The 25,016-nt window shown below is 59.4% G+C and carries 22 protein-coding genes and 1 pseudogene; 6 read left to right on the top strand and 17 right to left on the bottom strand.

What is annotated here, in order from left to right; translation table 11 throughout:
• Positions 1 to 74 precede the first annotated feature (74 nt).
• The 3 genes from KW849_RS27015 to KW849_RS27005 form a co-directional block, all read right to left on the bottom strand.
• A complete protein-coding gene (locus KW849_RS27015) occupies positions 75 to 668 on the bottom strand; it encodes an HAD family hydrolase (RefSeq protein ID WP_218432429.1) in 594 nt (197 codons plus the stop codon).
• On the bottom strand, positions 665 to 1,534 hold the full coding sequence (gene tesB, locus KW849_RS27010) for an acyl-CoA thioesterase II (RefSeq protein ID WP_108216378.1): 870 nt from the start codon (positions 1,532 to 1,534) through the stop codon (positions 665 to 667). Before tesB ends, KW849_RS27015 begins: the two co-directional genes overlap by 4 nt.
• Positions 1,535 to 1,638: 104 nt before the next feature.
• Positions 1,639 to 2,208 carry a GNAT family N-acetyltransferase gene (locus KW849_RS27005; RefSeq protein WP_218432428.1) on the bottom strand — a complete coding sequence of 190 codons (570 nt, stop codon included), beginning with the start codon at positions 2,206 to 2,208 and terminating at the stop codon, positions 1,639 to 1,641.
• A gap of 79 nt (positions 2,209 to 2,287) precedes the next feature.
• Between KW849_RS27005 and KW849_RS27000 the strand changes: the two genes are divergently transcribed.
• Complete coding sequence (locus KW849_RS27000) at positions 2,288 to 3,208, top strand: histone deacetylase (RefSeq protein ID WP_218432427.1); 921 nt, start codon at positions 2,288 to 2,290, stop codon at positions 3,206 to 3,208.
• A 289-nt stretch (positions 3,209 to 3,497) separates the two neighbouring features.
• Complete coding sequence (locus KW849_RS26995; protein ID WP_218432425.1) at positions 3,498 to 4,739, top strand: TIGR03862 family flavoprotein; 1,242 nt, start codon at positions 3,498 to 3,500, stop codon at positions 4,737 to 4,739.
• 121 nt (positions 4,740 to 4,860) lie between these two features.
• Here KW849_RS26995 and KW849_RS26990 read toward each other — a convergent pair whose 3' ends face one another.
• Positions 4,861 to 6,201, bottom strand: a complete 1,341-nt coding sequence (locus KW849_RS26990) for a DEAD/DEAH box helicase (protein WP_008052427.1) — start codon at positions 6,199 to 6,201, stop codon at positions 4,861 to 4,863.
• Between the two features lie 78 nt (positions 6,202 to 6,279).
• Positions 6,280 to 7,212, bottom strand: a complete 933-nt coding sequence (gene yedA, locus KW849_RS26985) for a drug/metabolite exporter YedA (protein WP_108216373.1) — start codon at positions 7,210 to 7,212, stop codon at positions 6,280 to 6,282.
• 164 nt (positions 7,213 to 7,376) lie between these two features.
• On the opposite strand from yedA, the gene KW849_RS26980 reads away from it, so the two are divergent.
• Positions 7,377 to 7,829: an Lrp/AsnC family transcriptional regulator gene (locus KW849_RS26980; protein ID WP_007990688.1), complete on the top strand. Its 453-nt coding sequence runs from the start codon at positions 7,377 to 7,379 to the stop codon at positions 7,827 to 7,829.
• 139 nt (positions 7,830 to 7,968) lie between these two features.
• On the opposite strand, the gene KW849_RS26975 is transcribed toward KW849_RS26980, so the two are convergent.
• From KW849_RS26975 to KW849_RS26965, 3 genes are all read right to left on the bottom strand, one after another.
• A complete protein-coding gene (locus KW849_RS26975) occupies positions 7,969 to 8,580 on the bottom strand; it encodes a PolC-type DNA polymerase III (RefSeq protein WP_218432423.1) in 612 nt (203 codons plus the stop codon).
• Between the two features lie 22 nt (positions 8,581 to 8,602).
• Positions 8,603 to 9,082, bottom strand: a complete 480-nt coding sequence (locus KW849_RS26970) for an NYN domain-containing protein (protein ID WP_007990686.1) — start codon at positions 9,080 to 9,082, stop codon at positions 8,603 to 8,605.
• 124 nt (positions 9,083 to 9,206) lie between these two features.
• Positions 9,207 to 9,989 carry a DUF2076 domain-containing protein gene (locus KW849_RS26965; RefSeq protein WP_218432421.1) on the bottom strand — a complete coding sequence of 261 codons (783 nt, stop codon included), beginning with the start codon at positions 9,987 to 9,989 and terminating at the stop codon, positions 9,207 to 9,209.
• A gap of 179 nt (positions 9,990 to 10,168) precedes the next feature.
• Here KW849_RS26965 and KW849_RS26960 point away from each other — a divergent pair, with 179 nt between their 5' ends.
• On the top strand, positions 10,169 to 10,843 hold the full coding sequence (locus tag KW849_RS26960) for a YciC family protein (RefSeq protein ID WP_218432418.1): 675 nt from the start codon (positions 10,169 to 10,171) through the stop codon (positions 10,841 to 10,843).
• Positions 10,844 to 10,909: 66 nt separating this feature from the next.
• The gene (locus KW849_RS26955; RefSeq protein WP_218432416.1) at positions 10,910 to 11,989 is read left to right on the top strand and encodes an endonuclease/exonuclease/phosphatase family protein; all 1,080 of its coding nucleotides are present in this window, start codon (positions 10,910 to 10,912) and stop codon (positions 11,987 to 11,989) included.
• A gap of 183 nt (positions 11,990 to 12,172) precedes the next feature.
• On the opposite strand, the gene KW849_RS26950 is transcribed toward KW849_RS26955, so the two are convergent.
• The 5 genes from KW849_RS26950 to KW849_RS26930 form a co-directional block, all read right to left on the bottom strand.
• Positions 12,173 to 13,006: an ABC transporter ATP-binding protein gene (locus KW849_RS26950; RefSeq protein WP_218432414.1), complete on the bottom strand. Its 834-nt coding sequence runs from the start codon at positions 13,004 to 13,006 to the stop codon at positions 12,173 to 12,175.
• On the bottom strand, positions 12,994 to 13,797 hold the full coding sequence (locus KW849_RS26945; RefSeq protein ID WP_007990681.1) for an ABC transporter permease: 804 nt from the start codon (positions 13,795 to 13,797) through the stop codon (positions 12,994 to 12,996). Before KW849_RS26945 ends, KW849_RS26950 begins: the two co-directional genes overlap by 13 nt.
• Before the next feature lie 8 nt (positions 13,798 to 13,805).
• On the bottom strand, positions 13,806 to 14,792 hold the full coding sequence (locus KW849_RS26940; protein ID WP_218432412.1) for an ABC transporter substrate-binding protein: 987 nt from the start codon (positions 14,790 to 14,792) through the stop codon (positions 13,806 to 13,808).
• A 468-nt stretch (positions 14,793 to 15,260) separates the two neighbouring features.
• Positions 15,261 to 16,631, bottom strand: coding sequence for an aspartate aminotransferase family protein (locus KW849_RS26935; RefSeq protein ID WP_218432410.1), 1,371 nt, complete (start codon positions 16,629 to 16,631; stop codon positions 15,261 to 15,263).
• A 21-nt stretch (positions 16,632 to 16,652) separates the two neighbouring features.
• Positions 16,653 to 18,143 carry an aldehyde dehydrogenase gene (locus tag KW849_RS26930; RefSeq protein ID WP_218432408.1) on the bottom strand — a complete coding sequence of 497 codons (1,491 nt, stop codon included), beginning with the start codon at positions 18,141 to 18,143 and terminating at the stop codon, positions 16,653 to 16,655.
• Between the two features lie 231 nt (positions 18,144 to 18,374).
• Here KW849_RS26930 and KW849_RS26925 point away from each other — a divergent pair, with 231 nt between their 5' ends.
• Positions 18,375 to 19,304, top strand: a complete 930-nt coding sequence (locus tag KW849_RS26925) for a LysR family transcriptional regulator (RefSeq protein ID WP_218432401.1) — start codon at positions 18,375 to 18,377, stop codon at positions 19,302 to 19,304.
• 31 nt (positions 19,305 to 19,335) lie between these two features.
• Here the strand turns inward: KW849_RS26925 and KW849_RS26920 are convergent.
• The 4 genes and pseudogenes from KW849_RS26920 to KW849_RS31540 all read right to left on the bottom strand — a co-directional run.
• A pseudogene (locus KW849_RS26920) lies at positions 19,336 to 19,467 on the bottom strand (LuxR C-terminal-related transcriptional regulator); the annotation flags it as partial.
• 10 nt (positions 19,468 to 19,477) lie between these two features.
• The gene (locus KW849_RS26915; protein WP_218432400.1) at positions 19,478 to 20,704 is read right to left on the bottom strand and encodes a hypothetical protein; all 1,227 of its coding nucleotides are present in this window, start codon (positions 20,702 to 20,704) and stop codon (positions 19,478 to 19,480) included.
• An 8-nt stretch (positions 20,705 to 20,712) separates the two neighbouring features.
• Positions 20,713 to 21,981: a hypothetical protein gene (locus tag KW849_RS26910; RefSeq protein WP_218432399.1), complete on the bottom strand. Its 1,269-nt coding sequence runs from the start codon at positions 21,979 to 21,981 to the stop codon at positions 20,713 to 20,715.
• Positions 21,978 to 24,719 (bottom strand): hypothetical protein, encoded by a 2,742-nt coding sequence (locus KW849_RS31540; protein WP_256357395.1) that lies wholly within the window; start codon positions 24,717 to 24,719, stop codon positions 21,978 to 21,980. Before KW849_RS31540 ends, KW849_RS26910 begins: the two co-directional genes overlap by 4 nt.
• Positions 24,720 to 25,016: the final 297 nt, after the last annotated feature.

Genomic DNA, 25,016 nt, shown 5'->3' with positions numbered 1-25,016 from the left:
TCATTTGTGAACACCAGAGATCACATGTGGGAGCGAGCCTGCTCGCGAAAGCGGTTGACCAGGCAACGAAGCACTCAAGCCAACAGCATCTGCCGCAACTCGACACAATCCGCCGCATGCCAATCGGTCAATTCCGGCCATGGATTATCCGGCAGATTCACCAGCACCGTGCGCGCTCCCGCTGCCCGCCCGCAATCCAGATCAAAACGGTAATCACCGACCATCACCATCTCGCTCGCCGGCACCTTCCACGCTTCGGCCAGTTTCAGCAGCCCGCCCGGATGCGGTTTGGGCGGTGCATCATCGCGGCCCAACACATCCTTCAGTGCAAAGCAGTCGGCCAGGCCAATGGCCTCCAGCGTGACATGCGCCAGCTCCCGGGCATTGCGCGTGAGAATGCCCAGGCGATAACCGCGCCCGGCCAGCTCGCGCACCAGCTCCACCGCGCCCGGCGCCGGTTGCGAACCGAGGGCCAGGTCCCGCTCATGCTCCAGCAGCCACGCATGTTTGGCTGCGGCTTCATCGGCCGGCAGTGCGGCGAGGTGAGTCAGGATGTCGTGTTCGGCAGGGATCGCCAACGCCACGCGAATCGCCGCGAAGTCGTGCACGGCGACCGTCAGGGTACCGTCCATGTCGAACACCCAGTGACGTACATCGGCCAGGCTCATGCCCAGTCCTTGCGATGACGGATCAAGCCTTCCTGAGTGACCGAGGCCACCAGTTGTCCTGCGCGGTTGAACACGCTGCCACGGGAGAATCCCCGGGAGTTGCCCGCCCACGGACTGTCCATCGCGTAGAGCAACCAGTCATCGGCACGCAGATTCTGGTGGAACCACAGCGCGTGATCGAGGCTGGCAACCTGCATGTCCTTGTGCCACACCGATTTGCCGTGGGGCTGCATCGAGGTGGTCAACAAGCCAAAGTCCGATGCGTAGGCGAGCAAATACTTATGCAGCGCCGGCGAATCGGCCAATGCCCCGTCGGCGCGGAACCAGACGTACTTGACCGGGTCGGACGGCAGCGGGTTGTAGGGATCTTTCTCGGTCACCGGGCGGAATTCGATCGGCTTGGGGCACAACAGCTTTTCGCGCATTTTCTCGGGGATCAGGTGCGCGCGCTGCTGGGTGATTTCCAGCTCCGATGGCAGGTTTTCCGGACCGACCACTTGCGGCATTTCAGTCTGGTGCTGGAAGCCTTCTTCGTCGTACTGGAACGACGCACTGCACGTGAAGATCGGGTGGCCCTTCTGAATCGCCGTCACCCGGCGCGTGCTGAAACTGCCACCGTCACGCACCCGGTCAACCTGATACACCACCGGCAGCCCGGCATCACCCGGACGCAGGAAATAGCCGTGCATCGAATGCACATGGCGCGCCTCTTCAACCGTCTGACTGGCCGCCGACAGCGACTGGCCGAGCACCTGCCCACCGAACAACTGGCGAAAACCCAGATCCTGGCTGCGGCCACGGAACAGGTTTTCTTCGATCGGTTCCAGGGTCAGCAGGTCGACCAGATCATCCAACACTTGGCTCATTCAGATGCTCCTCACGCAAAACATTGCCGCGCAGCCTTGGCTGCAACGGTCGATTCAGTTTCTGGACCGGGCCCATGAAGGCCATTGTAAACGTCCGTGTCAGGTTATCCATGCAAGGTTTGCAGCCATTGTTCGCGGCTGATGCGATACAGCACATGCCGACGCAACGGATGATCAGCCTCGAGTCGCGGGTGATCGAAGTCATTCGCCGGATCATGGTGCATGCCGATGGCCTGCATGACTTTCTCTGACGGCAGATTGGTTTGCGTCGTGAAGGCCACGACCTCCTTCAGCGGCAAGCGGTCGAACCCGCAGCGCAGAGCGGTCCAGGCCGCTTCACTGGCGTAACCGAGGCCCCAGTGCTCGCGGGCCAGGCGCCAACCGATTTCCGTGGCGGGGGTGAAAGGCGCGTCGAACCCGACCACGCTCAGCCCGGTAAACCCGATGAACTGGCCAGAGTCCTTTCGCTGCAAGGCCCAAAGACCATAACCGTGCTCGGCGAAATGACCGCGGATTCGCCCGATCAATGAAGCGCTTTCCAGCCGGCTCATGGTTGCCGGAAAATAGCGCATCACCTGCGGGTCGGCACACATCGCCGCAAAGTCCGCTAAATCTTCATCGCGCCACTGGCGCAACAGCAGCCGAGCGCTTTCAAGTTCCAGTATTGGCTCCATCGTGCCCCGCCCCTCCATTTCAATGTCGCCAGTCTACAACGCTGGTAGGATCCTTCTCTCATTCCTACATGAAATGACCATGCCACTGCCGCTGATTTATCACGAAGACTACAGTCCCGAGTTTCCGGCGGATCACCGCTTCCCCATGGACAAGTTCCGCCTGTTGCGCGATCACCTGGTGGACAGCGGCCTGACCCGCGATGCCAACCTGTTGCGCCCGGAACTGTGTTCTGCAGAGATTCTCGCCCTCGCCCATGACCCTTCGTATATCGCGCGCTACATGAGTGGCGAGTTGTCCCGCGAAGACCAGCGCCGCCTCGGCCTGCCCTGGAGCGAAGCCCTGGCCCGGCGCACGGTGCGGGCGGTCGGCGGCTCGTTGCTGGCGGCCGAGCAGGCGCTGGAGCATGGCCTGGCCTGTCACCTGGCGGGCGGCACCCACCACGCGCACTACGACTATCCGGCCGGATTCTGCATCTTCAATGACCTGGCGGTGATCAGCCATTACCTGCTGGAAAGTGGAAAGGTGAACCGGGTGCTGATCTTCGATTGCGACGTGCATCAGGGCGACGGGACTGCACGAATTCTGCACAACACCCCGGAAGCAGTGACCGTTTCCCTGCACTGCGAAAAGAACTTTCCCGCACGCAAGGCCGAAAGCGACTGGGACATTGCGCTGCCCAACGGCATGGGCGATGCCGATTACCTGAAGGTCGTGGACGACGCACTCAACTACCTGCTGCCGCTCTACCAACCGGATCTGGTGCTGTATGACGCCGGGGTCGATGTGCATAAGGACGACGCCCTGGGTTATCTGCAGCTGACAGACGAAGGCGTCGCTGCCCGTGATGAAAGCGTGATGCGCCATTGCCTGGGCCGTGACATTCCGCTGGTCGGGGTGATCGGCGGCGGCTACAGCAAGGACCGCCAGGCCCTGGCCCGCCGTCATGGCATCCTCCATCACAGCGCGCAGCGTGTCTGGCAGTCATCAGGCTGTCACTGAGCTGTGGATGCTTTACCCACAATGCCTGTGGAACTGCCTGTGGATAACCTGAGTGAAAGGGCCTGCAGCCCACACTACGTATAGGCTACAGAGTAGTGGTTGTTTTTTAACCACCATCAAAAGCACCTATGATCTCTGTAGGAGCGAGCTTGCTCGCGAAAAACTCACCGTCGCCGCTGAGCAGCTGGTTATCCGCGTTATCGTTCAAGACCTTCGCGAGCAAGCTCGCTCCTACAGAAGGCAGGGCGGTAGAATGCCCGGCTTATTCCGTCATACCGCAGCGCATCCCATGACCCAATCCTTGCCAGCCCTCCCCCCTCACGTCGCCATCATCGGCGGCGGCCCCGCCGGTCTGATGGCGGCCGAAGTGTTGAGCCGGGCCGGGATCAAGGTCGACCTGTACGACGGCATGCCTTCGGTCGGACGAAAATTCCTCCTGGCCGGCGTCGGCGGCATGAACATCACTCACTCTGAAGCCTACCCGGCGTTTCTCTCGCGCTACGCCGAACGCGCCCCGCAGATCGCCCCGCTGCTGCGCGGCTTCGGTGCCGATGCGCTGTGCCAATGGATTCACGAGCTAGGCATCGAAACCTTCGTCGGCAGTTCCGGCCGGGTATTCCCCACCGACATGAAAGCCGCGCCGCTGCTGCGCGCCTGGCTCAAGCGCCTGCGCGACTGCGGTGTAGTTATCCACACCCGCCACCGCTGGCTCGGCTGGAACGAGCACGGCGGTTTGCGCATCGACAGCCCGGAAGGCGAAAAAACCGTTCAAGCCGACGCCACCCTGCTCGCCCTCGGTGGCGGCAGTTGGTCGCGGCTGGGCTCGGACGGCGCGTGGATGTTGTCGCTGGAGCAACACGGCGTGGGACTGGCACCGTTGCAACCGAGCAATTGCGGCTTTGAGGTGCAGGCCTGGAGCGAATTGATGGTCAGTAAATTCGCCGGCGCGCCGCTGAAAAACACCGCCATCGGCCTTAACGACGACGTGCCGCGGCTCGGCGAATGTGTGATTACCGCCACCGGGATCGAGGGCAGTTTGATCTACGCCCTGTCGGCACCGATCCGCGAGGCGATCAACCAGCACGGCTCGGCAACCCTTCATCTGGACCTGTTGCCGGGCCGGCCTGTGGATAAAGTTGCGGCGGCGTTGAGCAAACCCCGGGGATCGCGCTCCATGGCCAAACACCTGCACAGTCAGTTGGGCATCGATGGGGTAAAAGCGGCGCTATTGCGTGAACTGACCAGCGCCGACTGCTTTGCCGACATGACCTTGCTGGCCAAATCGATCAAGGCATTGCCACTGACACTGGTAAAAACCCGTCCACTGGACGAGGCCATCAGCAGCGCGGGTGGTGTGTTGTTCGAGGCGATGGATGAGCGATTGATGCTCAAGCAAATGCCCGGCGTGTTTTGCGCCGGGGAAATGCTCGATTGGGAAGCGCCGACTGGCGGTTATCTGCTGACCGCGTGTTTCGCCAGCGGGCGGGCGGCCGGTCTTGGAATGATTGAGTGGTTGCAGCGCAAGGGCTGAAGACCGAGGCGCGTCCATCGCGAGCAGGCTCACTCCTACAGAAAAATGCATTCCAACTGTAGGAGCGAGCCGGCTCCGGGCGGCGTTCCGACGATGGCGGCTTAACAGACGTCGCAGTTAATCAAGGCTTGCGCTTACGCGGCCCGGTATTGAACACCGGCACCTTGCGCACAGGCTTGATCGACGGTTCCGCCGGCGCAACCTCTCCGCTATCAACCCACCGACCCAGATTGCGTTTACCACCGCCACCACCGGACGCCTTGGGCTTCTTCGGTTTTTTCGGCTTCTTGACCACCTGGCCACTGGCATCGGTGTCCGGCACCCGGTGCTCAGGCTCGAAGTCCGGCTCGTTCTGCCGCTTCAGGGTCTGACGGGTCAGCATCTCGATGGCCGACAACAGATTCACTTCATCGGCACACACCAGGGAAATCGCCTCGCCGGTCGAACCCGCGCGGCCGGTACGACCGATGCGGTGGATGTAGTCCTCAGCGACGATCGGCAAATCGAAGTTGACCACCATCGGCAGGTCTTCGATGTCCAGGCCCCGAGCCGCCACGTCGGTAGCGACCAGGATCTGCACTTCACTCGCCTTGAACCGGTCCAGTGCGCGCTGGCGGGTCGCCTGGGGTTTGTCGCCATGGATACCGTCGGCGTTGATGCCCAGGCCCTGGAGTTTTTCCACCAGCGCGTCCACGCCGTTGCGGGTCTTGGCGAACACCAGCACCTGCTTCCACTTGCCCTTGCGCATCAGGTGCACGAACAGTTCCGGCTTGCGCTTCTTGTCCACCGTCACGATCCATTGCTTGACCGTATTGGCCGCGACGTTGCGCGGGCTGACTTCGATTGTCAGCGGATCGTTGAGCATCTGCCCGGCCAGCAGGCGGATGTCATCGGAGAAGGTCGCGGAGAACAGCAAAGTCTGACGTTTCTTCGGCAGCGCGCGGTAAATGTTCGCCAGCTCCTCGGAAAAGCCCAGGTCGAGCATGCGGTCGGCTTCGTCCAGCACCAGGGTTTGCAGCTGGTTGAACTTCAGCGCGTTCTGGCGGAACAGGTCGAGCAAGCGGCCCGGGGTCGCCACCAGCAGGTCGACGCCGCTACGCAGCTTCATCATTTGCGGGTTGATGCTGACGCCGCCGTAGACCGCGTAAGTACGCAGCGGCAAGTTTTCGGCGTACTGGCGCACGGCTTCGTGAACCTGCTCGGCCAGCTCGCGGGTCGGTACCAGGATCAGCGCGCGCACCGAGTTGGCGGTGACTTTCGGCCCTTCCATGGCCAGCAGTTGCAACAGCGGCAAGGCGAAACCGGCGGTCTTGCCGGTGCCGGTCTGGGCCGCGGCCATCAGGTCACGACCGGCCAGCACCGCCGGAATGGCTTGCGCCTGAACCGGCGTCGGAGTCTGGTAGCCGAGCGTCTCGAGGGAGCGCAGCAAGGGTTCGATCAGGCCAAGGGTGGCGAAAGTCATGGGAGTACCGTAGGAAAATTCAGCGCGGGTTGTTCAAAACAAGTGTGCAAAACAAGATGCAATGGCGCGCAGTTTACCCTAATTCACACGGGATTCTGTCGGCACTGCCGTCGGCACCACTGGCCGCGCTGGCGTGCGACGCCACTGCGGCAAACCGATCAGCACCACGGCGCTGATGATCACTGCCATCGCCAGGGCTTCCTCGATACCGATAGTCTCGCCAACGAACACGATCCCCAGCAACACCGCCACCGCCGGGTTGACGTAGGCATAACTGGTGGCCGCCGCCGGACGCACGTGCTTCAACAGGTACATGTAGGCGTTGAAGGCGATGATCGAACCGAACACGGTCAGATACGCCAACGCGGCCCAACCTTCGAGCGGCGGCATCTTTTCCAGGTGTTCACCGCTTACCGCGCTGGCGATCAGCAACACGACGCCACCCACCAGCATTTCCACGGCACTGGCCATCGCGCCTTGAGGCAACGGCAAGTGTTTGCTCCATACCGAGCCGAAGGCCCAGGTCGCCGCTGCGAAAATCAGCAGGGCCGCACCCAGCGGGCTCGACTGCAGGTTGGAACCGAGGTTGAGCATGGCGATGCCGATCAAACCGAGCACAATCCCGGCCCATTCGAGACGGGTATTACGCGCGCCCCAGAAATATCCGCACAGCAAGGTAAACAGCGGCACCGTCGCCACTGCCAAAGCCGCCACCCCGGAAGCCACGCCCGTATGCTCGGCCACACTGACCGCACCGTTACCGCACGCCAGCAGCAAGACGCCAATCATCCCCGCGGCTTTCCATTGCGCCCAGGTCGGCGCCGGTGCCCCGCGCCAGCGCAGGAAGGCGTACATCAAGGTCCCGGCAATGACGAAGCGGATGCCGGCGAGCAGCAACGGCGGCCAATATTCCACGCCGATGCGGATCACCAGGTAGGTCGAGCCCCAAATCACGTACAACGCGAAAAAGGCAGCGATCAACGGTAAGGGAAAACGACGGAGGCCAGGCATGGGGAGCAGCTCGCAGGCAAGACAAGTGAACGGCTATTCTAGAAAGGCCAACGACGGAAAATAAGTTACAAAACCTGTTTATCGTATCGGTACACTTTTCAAAACACGGAGTTTTTTGCGATAAACCGTGTTTTCGAAAGTCAGTCATTTTCAGGAGCCGTTCCATGGACAAATACGACCGCATGCTGCTCAGCGCCCTGCTGGAAAACGGTCGCGCGTCCTACGCCGACCTGGCGCGCAAGGTCAACCTGTCCGCCCCGGCCGTGGCCGAGCGCGTGGCCAAGCTCGAAGCCAGCGGCGTGATCACCGGTTATCAGGCAAAAGTCGACATGGCCAAGCTCGGCCTGCCGATCCAGTGCGTGATCGAACTGCGCCTGAACCAGCACGGCAACCAGAAAGCCTACGACGACCTGATCAAAATCCCGCAATTGACCGAATGCCATCGGGTGACGGGTGACCCGTGCGTGATCATGCAAGCGGCTGTGGGCTCGATGCCGGAGCTGGAAGAACTGATCAACCGGATTGCCACGTTCGGGTTCAGCAAGACCTCGATTGTGTTGTCCAGCGCCATCGAGAAGCGGGTGCCGTTGGGGCATATCGAAGGGAATGGCAAATAGCTTTCTGTAGGACCGTAGGACCGTAGGAGCTGTCGAGTGAAACGAGGCTGCGATCTCTTGATCTTGATCTTTAAAATCAAAGTCAAAAGATCGCAGCCTCGTTTCACTCGGCAGCTCCTACAGGGGATGTGTGGTGAATTCAGAACCCGCGATAGCGCTTTAGGTGTTCGCCCACTTTCGCCGCCGGGACCTTCTGCAACTTGCACAACAGATCATGGGACAGCTCGCGCAAACCATGCTTCTGGCGCAACTCTTCGGCCAGGTACGCCGTCAGGTTGGCCGCCATCTCGGCATCGGCCATGGCCCGGTGGGCCTTGCCGGTGTGGGGCAGGTTGGCGAACGTGGTCAAGGTGCCGAGTTTGTGGTTCGGCGCGGCAGGCATCAAGCGGCGGGCCAGTAGCAGCGAGCAGGCAAAATTCTGCAAGCGGGTGCGTTTGATCCGCCCCAGTTCGAAATCCCAGAACTTCTGGTCGAATGCGGCGTTGTGCGCCAGCAGTGGCGTGGTACCGACGAATTCATTCACTTCGTTCATCACCTGCTCCGCCGGCGGCGCGGTGCGCAGCATGGCGTTGCTGATGCCGGTGAGTTGTTCGATGAAGGCCGGGACGCGCACGCCGGCGTTCATCAGGCTTTGGTAACGCTCGACGATGCGCCCCTGTTCAAGGATCACCACGGCGATTTCCGTGGCCCGGCAGCTGCTGCTCGGGGAGATCCCGGTGGTTTCAAAGTCGATGACTGCTATGCGTTCCAAACCTGGTTCAACTCCGTAAAAATCAATTCTTGAGCAGCAGCGCGCCTTCGATCGGCACGTAGCGGCTGGCGGCGCGGATCAGCGAGTTGGCGGTCAGACCCGGCACACCGTAGGCCACCGCTTGCACCCCGTGTTTGCTGATGATGCGTTCGAGCAGCATGTCGAAATCACCGTCGCCGGAGGCCAGGACGATTTCATCGACATGGTCGGCGGCATCCATGATGTCGAGAGTAATGCCCACGTCCCAGTCGCCCTTGGCCGAACCATCGCTGCGCTGGATGTACGGCTTGAGCTTTACGGTGAAACCGAGGTTGCGCAGGATCTGCTGAAACTGCTGCTGTTTACTGTCACCGCGATCGATGGCGTAGGCGTAGGCCTCGACGATCTCGCCCTGTTTGCTGATGTCAGCCCACAGTGCGGCGTAGTTGAAGTGGCAACCATAAGCCTGACGCACGGTGTAGTAGAGGTTCTGGACATCGGCGAACACTGCGATTTTTTTCACCGGCTTTCCTCAAGGCTGAATCAGGCACCTGGCCCGAAAGGTCGCCCAGTATGCCAGCCCGAAGGATTGTTCCGCGAATAATCGGCTATGTGGCAAGGGAGCAAGCTCCCTTGCCACTGATGTGTCAGACGTAGGAATCGTCGTCGCCGCCGAAGAGCGATGAGTTGTCATCGCTGTAATCAGCGTCGCTGAACCCGCCCTGATCGTTGCTCCAGGAATCGTTACCGGCCACGCGCTGGTCATCGCCCCAGCCGTTGTTGCCCTGGTCGTTGACCTGGGCCGGCTCTTCCTTGATGACTTCGACGACTTCCGGTTGCTGATTGTGATGGAACAGGCTGCTGATGCCTTGTGCCAGCATCACGCCACCCGCTACGCCAGCCGCGGTTTTCAGCGCTCCACCGAGGAAACTGCTGCCAGCCGCTGCCGGGGCCTGTTGCTGCGGTGCATAGCCCTGCTGTGGAAAGTTTTGCGGCGGCGCGCCGAAGTTCTGCTGTGGCGATTGTGAACCGAACGACGAGCGTCCCGGCTCACGCCAGCCACCGCTCGACGGCGGTGCACTCTGGGTTGGCGCGGGCTGAGGATCACGGGATGCGCCACCAAAGATACTCGACAAAAAGCCACCGCTACTCGGTGCCGGAGCCGGGGTTGCCTGAGCCTTGGCCTGTTGCAGTTCGGCCTGCAACTGCTGGACTTGCCCGGTCAGTTGCCTGTTCTGTTCATCGAGGCTCTTGATCGCCGCCTCTTGCACCAGAATCGCCTGGGTCATGAAATAACCTGCCGCCGGTTGGCGCGTCAGGTGTTCCTTGATCCGCGCCTCGGCCTGGGCGTCGCGCGGGGCTGAGTCCGTTTCGGCCTGTTGCAGCCGGGAAAACAGTCCATCGATCAGGGTTTGTTCTTCGCTGTTCATGGCGACCTCGTAGATTGCCGGGGGAAATCGTTGCCCTTTTCCACTGAGGATAAGGTGCTCGACCTTAATGGAGGCTGAAACAAGATGTTTCAATGACCTTTACCGAACGTTTACGTTTGCGTCCCCGAGTACTTCATCGGTTAAAGTGAGCCACTGCTTCCAACCTGCGATACCCACTGATGAATCCGTTAGATGTCCTGCGTGACTCCCTGTATTTCTTCAAGCGCAATCTGGGCCAGATCGTGCAGCTGTGCCTGCCGCTGGTGATGCTTGAGGCGCTGCTGCAACAAGTGGTCGACCACTCCACGGAGCCGGACAGTTTCCCCGGCATCAGCGTGATTGTCGGCCTGCTGGTGTACCCGCTGTACACCGCCGCGCTGATTCTGTTTCTCGACGCCCGCAGCCGCGGCGAGTCGCCGCGCAACCGCGACCTGCTGACGATGGCGGCGAGCCTGTGGCCGCGCTTCGCCCTGCTGACGGCGCTCAATACCGTGCTGATTCTGCTGGGCCTGTCGCTGTATTTCCTGCCAGGTATCTACCTGATGGTGACCCTGGCGTTTGGCGAATACCTGCTGGTGTTGCGCGGCCTGGCGCCGCTGGCGGCCATGAAGGAAAGCCTGCGCCTGACCAGCGGTCACTTCCTGCGCATTCTGCTGTGCATTCTGTGTGTGATGGGGCCGTTGTGGCTGCTCAGGGGGGCCACTCTGGCGGCGTATCCGGAACCGCAAAACCCGGTGGTCTCACTATTGATCGACAGTGCCCACAGTTTCCTGCAGCTGTTTACCAGCGTGGTGCTGTTCCGACTGTTCATGCTGATCAACCCGTTGCCTGAGAGAAATGACAGCTCGCTCTGACCTTGGGCGCGACCATCGCTCTCGGGTATGCTCGGGAGCAATCCTGTAACGCTAATAAGCCGAGCCATGACCCGTCTACTGCGCTACACCCTGCTGGGCCTGCTGATTGTGATCGGCCTGATCACCGCGATGATATACAGCCTGACCTGGCGCCCCGACGCCAAAGAAGTATTGCCAGTCAGTTGCAGTGCCCAGGCCCCCACCCTGGTTCCCGGACAGGCGCTGAAGGTGATGACCTGGAACGTTCAGTACCTGGCCGGCAAGCGTTACGTGTTCTGGAATGACCTGGCCGCTGGCACCGACGAACGTCCCACAGCGGAAGACATGGCTTTCAGCCTCGACGAAGTGGCGCGGGTGATTCGCGACGAACAACCGGACATCGTGCTGTTGCAGGAACTGGACGACGGCGCCAAGGCCAGCGATTACCAGCACCAACTCAAACTGCTGCAAGAACGGCTCGCCGACTTGTATCCCTGTGGCACCAGCGCCTTCGACTGGAAGGCCGACTTCGTGCCGAACCCGCACATCTTCGGCAGTGTTGGCCGGCAACTGGCAACCCTTAGCCGTTACCAGATCGAACATGCCGAACGCCTGCAACTGCCCATCACCTCGGGCAATCCGCTCAGCCGCCAGTTCAAGCCCAAAAACGCTTTGCTGGTGAGCTACTTGCCGTTGAGTGATGGCGGGCAGTTGGCGGTGTTCAATACCCATCTGGAGCGTGCGACCCAAGCCGACAATACCTCGCAAAACCAGGTGACCGCCGTGACCAGGACTCTCGATAAATTCGAAAGCCGTGGCACGCCGTGGCTGATCGGCGGGGATTTCAACCTGTTGCCGCTTGGCCAGTATCGACGCCTGCCCGATACGCAACGCTCGCCCTACTCCGCCGACAGCCCGTTGCACATCCTGTGGGACAAGTATCCGATGATCCCGACCAACAACGAAGCCAGTGGTATCGACCGCGAGCGCTGGCTGACCCATTACCCGAACGATCCCGGGCTGAACGGCCCGGACCGGACCGTCGACTACCTGTTCTACAGCCCGCGGATCAAACGGGTCGAGGCAATGGTGCGGCAGGATGATACGTTGCGCATCTCCGATCACCTGCCGGTGATTGCCCGGTTCCTGTTGCCGGCTGCCCCCTGATACATAAATCTGTGGGCGTGGGCTTGTGTGGCGAGGGGGCTTGCCCCCATTGGGTCGCGAAGCGGCCCCAAGATTTTCGAACACAGTATTTACGACTGCTGCGCAGCCGAACGGGGCGGTGCGGCGATCCGACAAGCCCCCTCGCCACAAAGGCCAGCTCCTACAGGGGTGTGCATTTGCGACTTAATGCACCGCCTCCAGATCATCATGCAGCAGCCCGAAGATCTCGCGCTTCATCTCGATGAACGAGCGCTCCATGACCATGTCCAGGTTGCGTGGACGTTCGATCGGCACATCGAGGATTTGCTTGATCCGCCCCGGCCTGGCGCCCATGACGTAGACCCGATCGCCGAGCAGAATCGCCTCGTCGATGTCGTGGGTCACGAACAACACCGTCTTCTTGCTGTTGCCCCACACCCGCAGCAACAACTGCTGCATTTGCAGGCGAGTCTGGCTGTCGAGGGCGCCGAAGGGCTCGTCCATCAGCAGGATCTGCGGGTCATTGGCCAGCGCGCGGGCAATGGCGACGCGCTGCATCATCCCGCCGGACAGCTGCTTGGCGTAGTTGTCGGCAAAGCCGCTCAGGCCCACTTCGTTGACGTAGTAATCGACGATGTCCTTGCGTTGCGCCGCCGGCATGCCGCGCCGCTTGAGGCCGAACTCGACATTCTGGCGCACGGTCAACCACGGGAACAGCGTGTAGCTCTGGAACACCATGCCGCGATCCGCACCGGGGCCTTCCACCTGTTGGCCGCCGACGTAAATTTCGCCCGAGGTCGGTTCGGCCAGACCGGCGGTGAGGTACAACAGGCTCGACTTGCCGCAACCCGAAGGCCCGACCAGTACTGCAAATTGCTGGTCCGGCACCTCGAACGACACTTCCTCCAAAGCGGTGAACGTGCCGCCATCGGGTTTCTTGTAACGCAGGCTGACCTTATCCACCTGCAGCCGAGGCGCGTTCACCGGGGCAGCCTGAGGGGCGACAAAACGATGAGTGGCGGCGGTTACTGAGCCCATGCGGTAATCCTCAGGCGTAGGAAACGGAACAGTTGATCGGTGACCAGGCCCAGCAGGCCAATGATCGCGATGGCCAGGAAAATCACATCCACCTGAAAGCCACGCATGGCCTTGAGGCTCAGATAACCCAGGCCACTGGAAGCGGCGACCAGTTCAGCCACCACCAGGTAAGTCCAGGCCCAGCCCATGGTCACCCGCAGGGTGTCGAGAACGCCTGGCAGGGAAGCCGGAGCGATCACATGCAGCACCGCATCACGACGGTTCGAACCTAGGGTGTAGGAGGCGTTGATCAGGTCCTTGGAGATGCCTTTGGACACGTCCGCAATCATCACCAGTTGCTGGAAAAACACGCCGAAGATGATCACCGACACCCGCTGCTCCAGACCGATGCCGATCCACAAGATGAACAGCGGCACGAACGAGGTCACCGGCAGGTAACGAATGAAATTTACCAGCGGCTCAAGAAAGGCCTGGACGATGCGGAAGCTGCCCATCAGCAAACCCAGCGGCACTGCCACCAGGGACGACACGATGAAGCCGACCATCACCACTTCGACGCTGGCCCACACATGCTGGCCGAGTGTGCCGTCTCGACCGAGGCGCACAGCGGCCTCGACCACCGCACCCGGCGTCGGCAGAAACATGCCCGGCACCACGCCACCGTAGGACAAGCCAGCCCACAGGCCGACCAACAGCACCCAGGCAAGACCGCTCGCGCTCCAGATCACCGAGACCGGCAGACCGGTCTTGGGCGTGATGCAGCGGCTCAGCCATGAATTGCGCTTGAACATGCAGCCTCCTAGAGCGGGGTGACGAAGCGGTTGTCGATCAGGTCGTCATTGCTGACGTTGTAGGGCTTGCCTTGCAGCTCGCTGGCGGTCTCGTTGGCCAGCTTGATCAGCGGCGCGCTGTCACCCGGCTTGCCCGGTGCGCCCAGAAGTTTTTCGCTCATGGCCTGATCGTAGAAGCGCACGCCCTGCGCGGCAGCTTCCAGCTCCTTCGGATCGGCCAGGTAGCCGCCAACGCCCTTGGCCATGATTTTGTAGGCTTCCTGCGGATGGTCCTTGGTGTACTGCACCGCTTTATACAAACCGGCCACCAGGGCCTTGACGTCTTCCGGCTGCTTTTCGATGACGGCGCAGTTCAGTGCGACCACGTCGACAATCACGCCCGGCGTGCTGCTGCTGTCGATCAGCACCTTGCCCTGCTGCTTGTCGCGAACCATCGACAAGTGCGGCTCCCAGGTCACGGCGGCCGGTACGCGACCGGCGATGAACGCAGTGGCGGCGTCGTCGGCCGTCATGTTCTGCACGGTGATGTCGCTCATGCTCATACCGTGTTTTTTCAGCAGATACGACAGCCAGAACTGCGAGGTCGAACCTTCGTTGACCGCAACGGCCTTGCCCTTGAGTTCCTGCAGGCTCTTGACGTCCTTGCCGACCAGCACGCCGTCGCCACCATGGCTGTCGTCCAGCGCGGCCACCGCCTTGAAGCAGAATTGCGGACGGTACTTGAGCACCTCGTCGATGGTCGACGCCGAGCCGGACAACTCGCCGGAAGCCTGTGCAGCCATGTACATCGCCGCTTCCTCGACCACCGGCAACTCGACGGTCAAACCGTTTTCCTTGAAGTAGCCAAGGTCCTGGGCCAGGTACAGGGTGCCGTAGCCGACCCAGGTGGTATGACCGATGGACAGGGTGCCGGCCTGGGCGCTGGTGGCGACCGTCGCGGCGATGGCGGTGATCGCCAGTGGATGGGCAACGCGGGTAAGCAAGGACTTGATCATGGAGCACTCCCAAAGCTGTTGATTTAGTTTTGTCATGGGCAGTACGGCCAGCGGCCCTGGTGCAGCTGCGGCCTGTGGTCTCTGATGGACCCTTCGGCATGCAGCATTGGGCTGGCTGGCGAGATCGATGTTGGCCCAAGGGCAGGCTTAGGAAAATGAGGAAATATGTGGATGCGAACGATGAAAAAACTCGTTAGCCCGCACTGTGAAAGGGCGCTGTGGGCGGGGATGCCCGAGGTGGGTGCAAAGCTTGAGAACAGCAAAAGATCGCAGCCTTCGACAGCTCCTACATTGGAATGCGATCCCCTGTAGGAGCTGCCGAAGGCTGCGATCTTTTATGTCTGTCGCAATCGCGAGCAGGCTCGCTCCTACAGGGGTCTATGTCGCCCTCGTTTCCGATGAACGACACAAATCCAATGTAGGAGCGAGCCTGCTCGCGATTAAGGTCCGAAGGACCTTCCAGCGATATCAGATCCGGCCGTATTCCTGTGCCGTACGGTCCACCGCTTTCAAGGTCTTGGCAATCAGCTCATCAATCTCTTCACGACTGGCAATCAACGCCGGCGCCATGATCATCCGGCCCAAGGTCGAGCGAATGATCACCCCTTCCTCAAAGCCTATCGTACGGCAACGCCAGGCAATGTCGTTCTCGTTGGCAAAGCGCTTGCGAGTGGATTTGTCTTCGGCCAGTTGCAACGCCGCGACCATGCCGGTGCCCTGGATGTCCCCCACCATCGGGTGCTTGCCGAACACTTCGCGCAGGCACTGTTGCAGGTACGGGCCGATGTCATCCTTGACCCGCGTCACCACGCCTTCATCGCGCAGGGCCTTGAGGTTGGCGATCGCCACTGCTGCCGCCACCGGGTGCCCGGAATAGGTCAGGCCGTGGGCAAACACACCGCCCTGCTCCACCAGCACCGAGGCCATTTTTTTCGACAGGATCAAGCCACCCATGGGGATGTAGCCCGAGGTCAGCCCCTTGGCGATGGACAGGGTGTCCGGCTCGAAACCGAAGTACTCGTGGGCGAACCACTCGCCGGTACGACCAAAGCCACCAATCACTTCATCAGCGCACACCAGCACATCGTACTTGCGGCAGATGCGCTGGACTTCCGGCCAGTAGCTTTCGGGCGGGAAGATCATCCCGCCCGCGCCCTGGAACGGTTCGGCGATGAAGCCTGCGACCTTGTCGGTACCCAGTTCGAGAATCTTCGCTTCCAGCTGTTGCGCTGCACGCAGACCGAATTCCGCCGGCGTCAGGTTGCCCTCATGAGCGAAGAAGTACGGCTCGTCGATGTGCTCGATGTCCGGAATCATGCCGCCCATTTCGTGCATGAACTTCATGCCACCCAGTGCCGTCGCGGCCAGGGTCGAACCGTGGTATCCGTTCCAGCGGCCGATCATGATTTTCTTCTCGGGCTTGCCGAGCACCTGCCAATAACGCCGCACCGTACGGATCAACACCTCGTTGGCTTCGGAGCCGGAGTTGGTGTAGATCGCGTGGCTGTAGTGCCCCGGCAGCAGGCTGAACAGCAGCTCGGAGAGTTCGATCACCTGTGGGTGAGTGGTGTGGAAAAACATGTTGTAGTACGGCAGCTGTTCCAGTTGCTGGCTCGCAGCAAAGGCCAGGTCCTTGCGCCCGTAACCGAGGTTGGTGCACCACAGCCCGGACATGCCATCGAGGTAACGCCGGCCATCGTTGTCCCACAGGTGCAGGCGCTCGCCACGGACCATCACCCGTGGCCCCTCGTCATTGAGGGCTTTCTGATCGACGAACGCATGGATGTGGTGCGCAGCGTCGGCGGCCTGATAGTCGCGGGTGTCACGTGGTGTGGTCATCGCCAGTTCTCCGTTTTGTTATCAGCGCAATTGAAACCAGGTGGTCTTCAACTGGGTGTATTTATCGAATGAATGCAGGGACAGGTCGCGACCGAAACCCGACTGCTTGCCGCCGCCAAAAGGCACGGTCACGTCCAGCGCATCGACGCTGTTGACCGACACCGTACCGGCTCGCAGTTGTCGCGCCACACGGTGGGCGCGATTGAGGTCATCGGTCCATAGCGAAGCCGCCAGACCGTAGACGCTGTCGTTGGCCAGTTGCAAGGCGTGGGCCTCGTCGTTGAACGCCGTGACGGCCAGTACCGGGCCGAACACTTCATCGCGAAACAACGGCATGTCCGGCGTCACGCCGGTGAAAATCGTCGGCTGGATGAAGTTGTCCGAGCCGTTGAAAATCGACTGCCGACCGCCACAGACTTTGCTCGCACCATGCTGCTCGGCCTGCTGGATGAACTTCATGATGCGCGCGGTCTGACGGCTGTCGACGATGGCCCCGGCGGCGCTCGACGGGTCCAGCGGATCCCCCGGCAACCAGCGTTCAGCCTGGGCCTTGAGGCGTTCGACGAATTCGTCATGGATCGAGCGCTGCACCAGCAACCGTGAGTTGGCCGAGCAGACTTCCCCCTGATTGAAGAAGATGCCGAATGCGGCTTTCTCGGCCGCCAGATCCAGGTCCTGACAATCGGCAAACACCAGGTTCGCACTCTTGCCACCGCATTCCAGCCACACCTGCTTGAGGTTCGACTGGGCCGAGTACTGCATGAAATATTTGCCGACTTCGGTGGAGCCGGTGAACACCAGACAGTCGACGTCCGGGTGCAGGCCGAGGGCCTTGCCGGTCTGCTCGCCGAGGCCCGGCAGCACGTTCAACACACCCGCAGGTACACCGGCTTCCAGCGCCAGCTCAGCCAGGCGCAGGGCCGAAAATGGCGATTGCTCGGCCGGTTTGAGGATCACCGAGTTGCCCGACGCCAGGGCCGGAGCGAGTTTCCACGCGGCCATGTCCAGCGGAAAATTCCACGGCACCACGGCAGCCACCACGCCGAGGGCTTCGCGGGTGATGGTCGCCAGCACGTTCTGCGCACTGGGCGCGACCTGATCGTAGAGTTTGTCGAGGCACTCGGCGTACCAGCGGAACACGCTGGCGGCACCCGGCACGTCGATGTTGTAGGCATCGGCGACGGGTTTGCCCATGTTCAGCGAATCGAGCAGTGCCAGCTCTTCACGGTTTTCGAGGATCAAGTCGGCCAGGCGCAACAGCACTTGCTTGCGTTCGGTCGGTGAGCGCGCCGCCCAGGTGCCAGCCTCGAAGACCTGCCGCGCATTACGCACCGCCGCGTTCACGTCTTCTTCGCCGCAGGCGGCAACGTTGGCCAGGCATTGCCCGGTGGCAGGGTTGATCGCGGCGAAAGTCTGTCCCGACTGCGCCGCGCGGCGCTGGCCGTCGATCACGGCCTGGTCGGGAAACCGCAGGGAAGCGGCCTTGCGTTGCCAATACTCAAGCTCGAACACGTTCAGATGCTCCAGAGGACATTCTTGTGTATTGGATAGTCGCTCAGGCCCAAGCGGTGGAAAACCAGTAAAAATGTGTTCGCAGGCCAAGAAAAAACTACGTAGCCAATCTCCCTTCTGGTGCCGCATGTGGTTATTGTTCAACCACAACAAATCGCTGCCCGAGCGGATAGGATAGGGGTGGCGCGCAAATTGCCCGGATGCCTGATCCGTTCTCCCCCGAGGTTTGCTGTGGCTGCCTACAATCTGCGTCAACTGAAATACTTCATCACCACCGTCGAATGCGGCAGCGTCGCCGAAGCCTCGCGCAAGCTGTACATCGCCCAGCCTTCGATCTCCACGGCCATCAAAGGGCTGGAAGACAGCTTCGGCGTGCAATTGCTGATCCGCCATCACGCCCAGGGCGTGTCGTTGACCCCCAGTGGTGCGCGCTTCTATCGCAAGGCCCAGGAACTGCTGCGCATGGCCAGGGAGTTCGAACAGAACGCCCTGGCCGACAACGATGTGGTCTCCGGGCAGATCGATATTGGCTGTTTCGAAACCGTCGCGCCGCTGTACCTGCCGCAACTGATGGCGGGGTTCTCGGCGTTGTATCCGGGCGTGGAAATCCGCATTCGCGACGGCGAGCAGCAGGAGTTGGTACAGGGCCTGACCTCCGGCGCCTTCGATCTGGCGATCCTTTACGAGCACGATCTGGACGGCACCATCGAAACCGAACCGCTGATGCCGGCGCAACGACCTTACGCGCTGCTGCCGGCGGATCACCGCTTTGCCCAGCAGGCGCAAGTGTCGCTGCGGGATCTGTGCCTGGAGCCGATGATTCTTCTGGACGTACAGCCGAGCCGGACCTACTTCGTCAGTCTGTTCGATGAGCTGGGCCTGACCCCACGCATCGCCTTCAGCTCGCCATCGATCGAGATGGTGCGCGGCATGGTTGGCCAAGGCTTTGGTTTTTCGATCCTGGTGACCAAGCCGCATTCGGAGTGCACATACGACGGGCAGAAAGTGGTGTGCGTGGACATCGCCGAAAACGTCACCGGTTCGGGGCTGGTGGCGGCATGGCTCAAGCGCGGGCAACTGACCAAACCGGCGCAGTTGTTTGCCGATTACTGCCGCGAACAGCTGACTGCCAAAGCCGAAAGATCAACGCCGTCCGTGTAGGAGCTGCCGCAGGCTGCGATCTTTTGACTTTTCAATGCCTGCGCAACCACTCGATAAACTGCGCAAACAACTCCGACTGCGATCCCACTTCCAGTTTCAGGTACCGGTTTTTGCGGTGCATGCGCACGCTTTCCGGCGAGATGTTCATCTGGCTGGCGGTAGAACTCACTCACCTATTTCAAAAGTGGTGACACCGGAATCAACACCGTGCCCCACAGACCCGCCGCAGCCGCGCCACCACTGTAAATGAACTGCGACCCGGCACCGCGCCGAATCGCCTGCGTCCCGGCAGCGACGGCCAACCAAGGCGAAGCGCAGCCTGGATGCCCCAGCATTGCATCAAGGTCGCACATTCGCGGCCTATTCACTGACATGGGGACGTCAGACAGCACGCCTGCAATCGCGGCCTTTCCCCGCGCATCAATACCCGCTCGCCAAACCTGCTCGACTGATCTCGATTCAAGCGGCACCCACTCAAGCGCCTGGCGCGTAGCGTAAAGCAGATCATCAGAGGCGGGCTTGCGCGCCTGCTCCGGCCGGTGCAGAAAGGCAATCGGCGATAACGTGGGCTGCGTCAGACGGTTGCCAAACAACAACCCGACCGCAACTTCCGCCGTGCCATCCGGCTGCTGCGGCGCAAACTGCACGGCCAAAACCAATAGCAACGCCCGATCGCCAATTCGCTGGTCGAGCCACTGGTCCAGTGCAGTCAGCCCGCGGCCATCGACGGGGGTTGCAGGCTGGCGAATGCCCGATTCGCGCCATGCCTGTTGCCACACTCGGCGCCATTGCTTCTCCGGCAAACCGGTATCGACATCCAGCAACAGGGCCAATGGTTGATCGGCAGGCAACTGCGCCAGAGTGGGTGCCAGGTCGGCGAGCGTCTGCGCCCATATACTCAGCACTATTGCTTCCGGATTTTCATCTGCGTCGCAAGATAAACAACTATGGCGAAGTATTGCTCCATCCATCCTGGACGCTTGTGACTTCAGCGCCGTCGTCCCACTCAGCAGAGCGTCCAGCTGTATTTCCGGATCATCCGCAGGTTCTTCAAGAGCAGTCTGCACGCTCACGCCCAACACCTGTTGCGAGCGACGCCCCTGACGCATCTTGCGGCTCAGGTCTTCTTCGCGAGCATCATTCCAGCCATCGGCGGCACCCTGTTCACCGGTGTACAACAGCACTCGCCCGAATCCCAGCACGCACCAAGCCAGGAAAGGGATGCCCAAGGCCAAGCTCCAGAAATCCGAAGGTTCCTGAGGTAACGATTCGTCGCCGAACAACAGCGTCCCACCGATGCCCAGCAAACAACAGAGCAACAACATACCCAGCCAAAGTAAAAATCGAGGTCGCTGGGGGCGCGGTGCGAGGGGAGGAATTTTATCCAGTTTGATTGGCATGAGTTCACCTAGATCGCCGAAAAGCTTATCGACTTACACTGCACCCACTTTGTAATCATCTCTACTTTTGTCTGGTATGAGACCCTACACCATCCAGACTTCGCATCCTCCACTAAAACGCTGTCTCCCTTGATCAGATACGCCTTGGGTAAAGACTGCAGCAACGGCTCCGAACCACCATCATAAAGAAATGTTTTCTCCAAAATGGAGCCGGCGATTTTATTTTTAGCAATGACGGCGTGAAACAAAGGTGAACCAACCGTTTTCTCAACACTGCTTTTTACCTTATACGGATACACATACGTTGATCGTCCTTGCTTATCAACGGTGTCCGCACGGAAATCAAAAAAAAGCGTGAGCTTTTCGTCTAGAAGCAAAGCATCCCCCTCTCTCCTAAAAACACTAACACCATAAATATCACTGACCGACTTCCACAACTTAGGCGACTCTATACGATACATCACGAACAACAGTTTCTCATCCCTCCCTCCTACGGGAAGAAAAAATGCGTCGAGAATTTTTCCCTCTGTGCCTCCATAGGGAAACGCATAAACAAACTTTAGATCATCAGGTGACATGGCAGAATAAAGAGATATTCTATCAGGTCCACGGGATGATACCCCTTCTGTTTGCGCGCCCTCTTGCGTGTAGACAAGACATGCTTTTACCCCATGAGCATCCACAAATTTATAAGCTTCCCGGAGTCCCACACCATCGCACCTATTACTGCCGGGTATTTTTGTTCGGCCAAGTTCTATCACTTGCATACCTTTATATGCACCGTCAGTTAGGTAGTTTAGACCCGGAAGATTACATTCTTTATCAAATACCTTCTCGCCTTGCTTTCTGGCAACGATTCTATAACTAAAGGAGTTCAGGCGCTCTAGTGAATAAAGGTATTTACCGTTTGCAAAACGAAGTGCCGCTCCTCTACTTTCAGAATTTCTCGAAGTGTAAATTGCAAACTCACCTTTTGGAGGTGTTTTTTCTTCTGGATATTGCATTTCTACGATTGCCGGGCCAAGACCGTAGGACGGTTTCCCAAAGCGGTATTGAACATATCCGCTGTCTGGAGATGCATTCGATTTCGCGCAAACTGAAGCCACTTTTCCTACATAATCATATTGATCCATACCATCATTGAAAGCACAACTAATATAAATATCCTCACCCTCCCTGCACATTGTCGTATCTATATCTACGTATGGGTCTTTTGCCCAAGACTTGGAATTCACGAACAACATAATAACCAAACACGCAATCAATATTTTTTTCAATTCAAAATCCCTTTTTCCAGCAACTCAATAAAAATTTCTCTTCTATCTGGATGGCTCGCTGTATGTTTATTTACAATAGAGGTTATTGAATCCACAACATGCAAGCCGCTACCTACATCTGCCTTTTCATGTAGCTTATTACTCAACCAGAAACATGCTGCTGATCGAACCGCATATTTCATTTCTAACAACAAGTCCGGATTTTCAATAAAATCAGGACGACCATTTGGCCATTGGGCCGAAAATCTTGAATGCCAATGCTGAAACAATGTGTAATTGTGCCGTCCGGTCAACTGCTTCAGACCGCGCCCTCTATAGTTCCACCCATCACCGCTTGAAATCCCCCGATTGCCGAGTTCTGTGCGCCCACCGTATGCCCCATTAGCGATAGCTTCATAATCGGCGCGGCTCATAGGAAGGCCGTTTTCTTTAATCTTCCCGGCACGAACTTTATATCCGTACCGACTTGCTTCTTCCGGATTATCCCTAAAATAACTGAACAAATTAATGAGTGCGCTGCCCCCGTATCCAAACTCCTCATCTACAGACAGATTTTTCCCTGTTTCTTGTCTGATCTGCGCAAAAAAATGCGTCCTCCGCAACGGGGTATCCAACTTGAAAAAATCTAAGTTTGCGTTTAATTCTTCAGCAATTTTTTGCAAGTCACCGAATCGTTCCTCAGGAAGGCCCGGATAAATACTTTTCATTATTTTGAGAGAAAATTTAAATCGGTTACTGTTAAACGCTCCCACCAACCCAATCGGATGAAAGTGATACGCACTCCCCCACGAAGGCAACCCCACTTTCTCCGCGACATCCCGCCACCACCCCATCTGCGCAATCCGCTGCTTCTCCGCCAGCCAATTCAAGTGTGGCGTCGAGCCGCTATGGCCGAGCAATTCATCCAGGGCGTCCCATATCTTCGGCTGCTGAAACCACTCGCTTTCCTTGTACAGGACCATCTGCGAAATCGCCTGCGCATGAGCCGGTCGCTCAAGGGCCGCTAGCAATTCAGTGACCGTTAGCGTGCCGTCGGGGTGGCGGCCGATGATTTCGTACAACCGCCTTTTCATCGGGCCTTTGTCGTCTTTTTCCGCAATGGCACGATAGCGCTCGCGTTCCTCGTCGCTGAAACGGCCTATGGTGCTGAGAAAAGAAGCCAGCAAATGCTTGGGTCTGCTGTAGTCGATGATGACGCCATAGCCTTCCCAGGCCCACGGACTGACCCAAGGCGTTACGCCTGGTTCTTCACACACCCAGCCATCGAGAAGGTTGTTGTCGGCATCGTGAAGCAAATGCTCCAGCCGATACCAGGTGCGAGCATTGCGTGTCGGGCTCGCGGGCACCTGGATTTTTCGGTCTGCCGGCAGATTATCGAGCAGCGTCTTGGGGATCAGTAAATCGGCAGCACTGCGCGGGCTGGAATCACTCGACGCCTGCAATAGCGCAGCCGTGGTATTTCCTTCTAGAGGCACTACGGGCGTGCCCATGGGGAATTTCAACCAGCTTCTATCTTTCTCCGGCAGGCGTTTGGCCCACTCCCGACTGGCGTCGATGAATGCCTCGACGTCATCGCCGCTGAAGGTTTCCAGGTGCAGCTTCTCATCCGGTTGATTCACGCCGCCGTCCTGATACAGGCCAAGGTGGCCGATCAAGTCACCCGCCTTGATTGCGACAGGCTGCTCGAGCACCACTATCTGATCTGTCGCTACCGGCTCAATGGCGCCTTCCAGCGCGTCAAAATGCACATACTGGTTGATGCGCTCGAGCTTGCGAAACTCGCCTTCGCCACTGACCGTGACTTGTGAATCGACCGGTAACTCGAAAATGACGTTATCGGCAATCACCGGTTCGGCCCGGACGTTGACTGTCTTCTTCGACGAACTGATGCGGGTTTCTTTGCGGTCTGGGTGTTTGAGCACCTGAGTAGAGAGATAGCCCTTGATCGAGCCATCGGGGTTGAGCAGTTTGGCCGGTACCAGACTGCTCTCCAACTTGCGCAATTCTCCGGTGCCGCTGATAGCCACTTCGGCTCCTCGCGGCAGAAAGTCGATGACCTGGCCATGCCCCTTGTTGTGCACCTTCAGACCACGCTGTTCGGGCTGGCCGGGGTGAATGTCGTTTGCCGTCTGTTTGACGCGAAAGGTCGGGCGCTCGGGCCAGAATGGCGGGCGAGCGAGGGTGGAATCCTGCTGGTACTTCCCCCAATCCTTCAGGTGCATGTAGAGGCTATAAAAAGTCAGGCTCGGTGGAGTGTCCTGGCTGCCTTCAATCTTCGGCGGTTGAAGGTGATGGCGAACCAACACGAAGTTGCGCGAAAAGGGTTTTTCGACCGTTCGATCATTAGCGAAGTAAGCGGTTCTCGGCGAATCCGTATCGATGCGGTAGGCCACCACTTCGCCGTCGGCCAGGCAAAGCACGCTGGATTGCTTCAGGGTACCGGCGGTGCCTTTGTCGAAGTGCACGCCGCCGTGCCACATGCCGCCGTTTCCAAGTGGGTAGTAGCCGGCCACCGCTTTGGCCAGGTGGGTCAGTTGCCTCAGAGGATCGCGCTTGTCCTGGAACGGATGGCACCAGTTTTCCAAGGGTCGCAGTGTATGGGTGGTGGGCTCGGCCGTCGTCGATGTGGAGAGAGGACGGGTCTCAGGCACCGGCAAGTTTGCGACCTGCGGTGCATCAGATCGCGAAGTAGCGTCGTACTTGTGGAGTCCAAACAGTCGAGAAAGAACACTGGCCATGTTGTATGTCGCTCCTTGTTTTGCAAAGGGGTAACCAGAGAAATGCGTACGTCCCGGAACATCGGATTTATGCTCGGTCAATTCGGAGCGATGACGGTCCGACAGCTTTCTGGAAGCTGGTAAACGTTGAAATAGGAAATGTCCCGGAGGCACGTAGGATGGGTCCGGAGTGGCTGTGCGCCTGATCTGTCAGGTTTTGTACGGACTGGTCGACTGGATGTGGCGAGGGGCTTTCGGCTTTTGTTCGCAGCGGTTTTGTGCGCGAGCAACGACTTGTTTAAACGCCTTCAAGGTCAT

The organism is Pseudomonas sp. PDM26, assembly GCF_019219185.1.
Taxonomy (GTDB): Bacteria; Pseudomonadota; Gammaproteobacteria; order Pseudomonadales; family Pseudomonadaceae; genus Aquipseudomonas.
Note: the sequence above shows the minus strand (reverse complement) of the source record. Positions and strands in the feature narration are given on the sequence as shown.

Excerpts from the sequence above, each read along its gene's own strand:
- KW849_RS26935 (WP_218432410.1), bottom strand. The coding sequence starts at position 16,631 with ATGACCACACCACGTGACACCCGCGACTATCAGGCCGCCGACGCTGCG.
- KW849_RS27015 (WP_218432429.1), bottom strand. The coding sequence starts at position 668 with ATGAGCCTGGCCGATGTACGTCACTGGGTGTTCGACATGGACGGTACC.
- KW849_RS26960 (WP_218432418.1), top strand. The coding sequence starts at position 10,169 with ATGAATCCGTTAGATGTCCTGCGTGACTCCCTGTATTTCTTCAAGCGC.
- KW849_RS26915 (WP_218432400.1), bottom strand. The coding sequence starts at position 20,704 with ATGCCAATCAAACTGGATAAAATTCCTCCCCTCGCACCGCGCCCCCAG.
- KW849_RS26995 (WP_218432425.1), top strand. The coding sequence starts at position 3,498 with ATGACCCAATCCTTGCCAGCCCTCCCCCCTCACGTCGCCATCATCGGC.
- KW849_RS26940 (WP_218432412.1), bottom strand. The coding sequence starts at position 14,792 with ATGATCAAGTCCTTGCTTACCCGCGTTGCCCATCCACTGGCGATCACC.
- KW849_RS26965 (WP_218432421.1), bottom strand. The coding sequence starts at position 9,989 with ATGAACAGCGAAGAACAAACCCTGATCGATGGACTGTTTTCCCGGCTG.
- KW849_RS26950 (WP_218432414.1), bottom strand. The coding sequence starts at position 13,006 with ATGGGCTCAGTAACCGCCGCCACTCATCGTTTTGTCGCCCCTCAGGCT.
- yedA (WP_108216373.1), bottom strand. The coding sequence starts at position 7,212 with ATGCCTGGCCTCCGTCGTTTTCCCTTACCGTTGATCGCTGCCTTTTTC.
- KW849_RS26980 (WP_007990688.1), top strand. The coding sequence starts at position 7,377 with ATGGACAAATACGACCGCATGCTGCTCAGCGCCCTGCTGGAAAACGGT.
- KW849_RS27005 (WP_218432428.1), bottom strand. The coding sequence starts at position 2,208 with ATGGAGCCAATACTGGAACTTGAAAGCGCTCGGCTGCTGTTGCGCCAG.
- KW849_RS26945 (WP_007990681.1), bottom strand. The coding sequence starts at position 13,797 with ATGTTCAAGCGCAATTCATGGCTGAGCCGCTGCATCACGCCCAAGACC.
- KW849_RS26990 (WP_008052427.1), bottom strand. The coding sequence starts at position 6,201 with ATGACTTTCGCCACCCTTGGCCTGATCGAACCCTTGCTGCGCTCCCTC.
- KW849_RS31540 (WP_256357395.1), bottom strand. The coding sequence starts at position 24,719 with ATGGCCAGTGTTCTTTCTCGACTGTTTGGACTCCACAAGTACGACGCT.
- tesB (WP_108216378.1), bottom strand. The coding sequence starts at position 1,534 with ATGAGCCAAGTGTTGGATGATCTGGTCGACCTGCTGACCCTGGAACCG.
- KW849_RS26955 (WP_218432416.1), top strand. The coding sequence starts at position 10,910 with ATGACCCGTCTACTGCGCTACACCCTGCTGGGCCTGCTGATTGTGATC.
- KW849_RS27000 (WP_218432427.1), top strand. The coding sequence starts at position 2,288 with ATGCCACTGCCGCTGATTTATCACGAAGACTACAGTCCCGAGTTTCCG.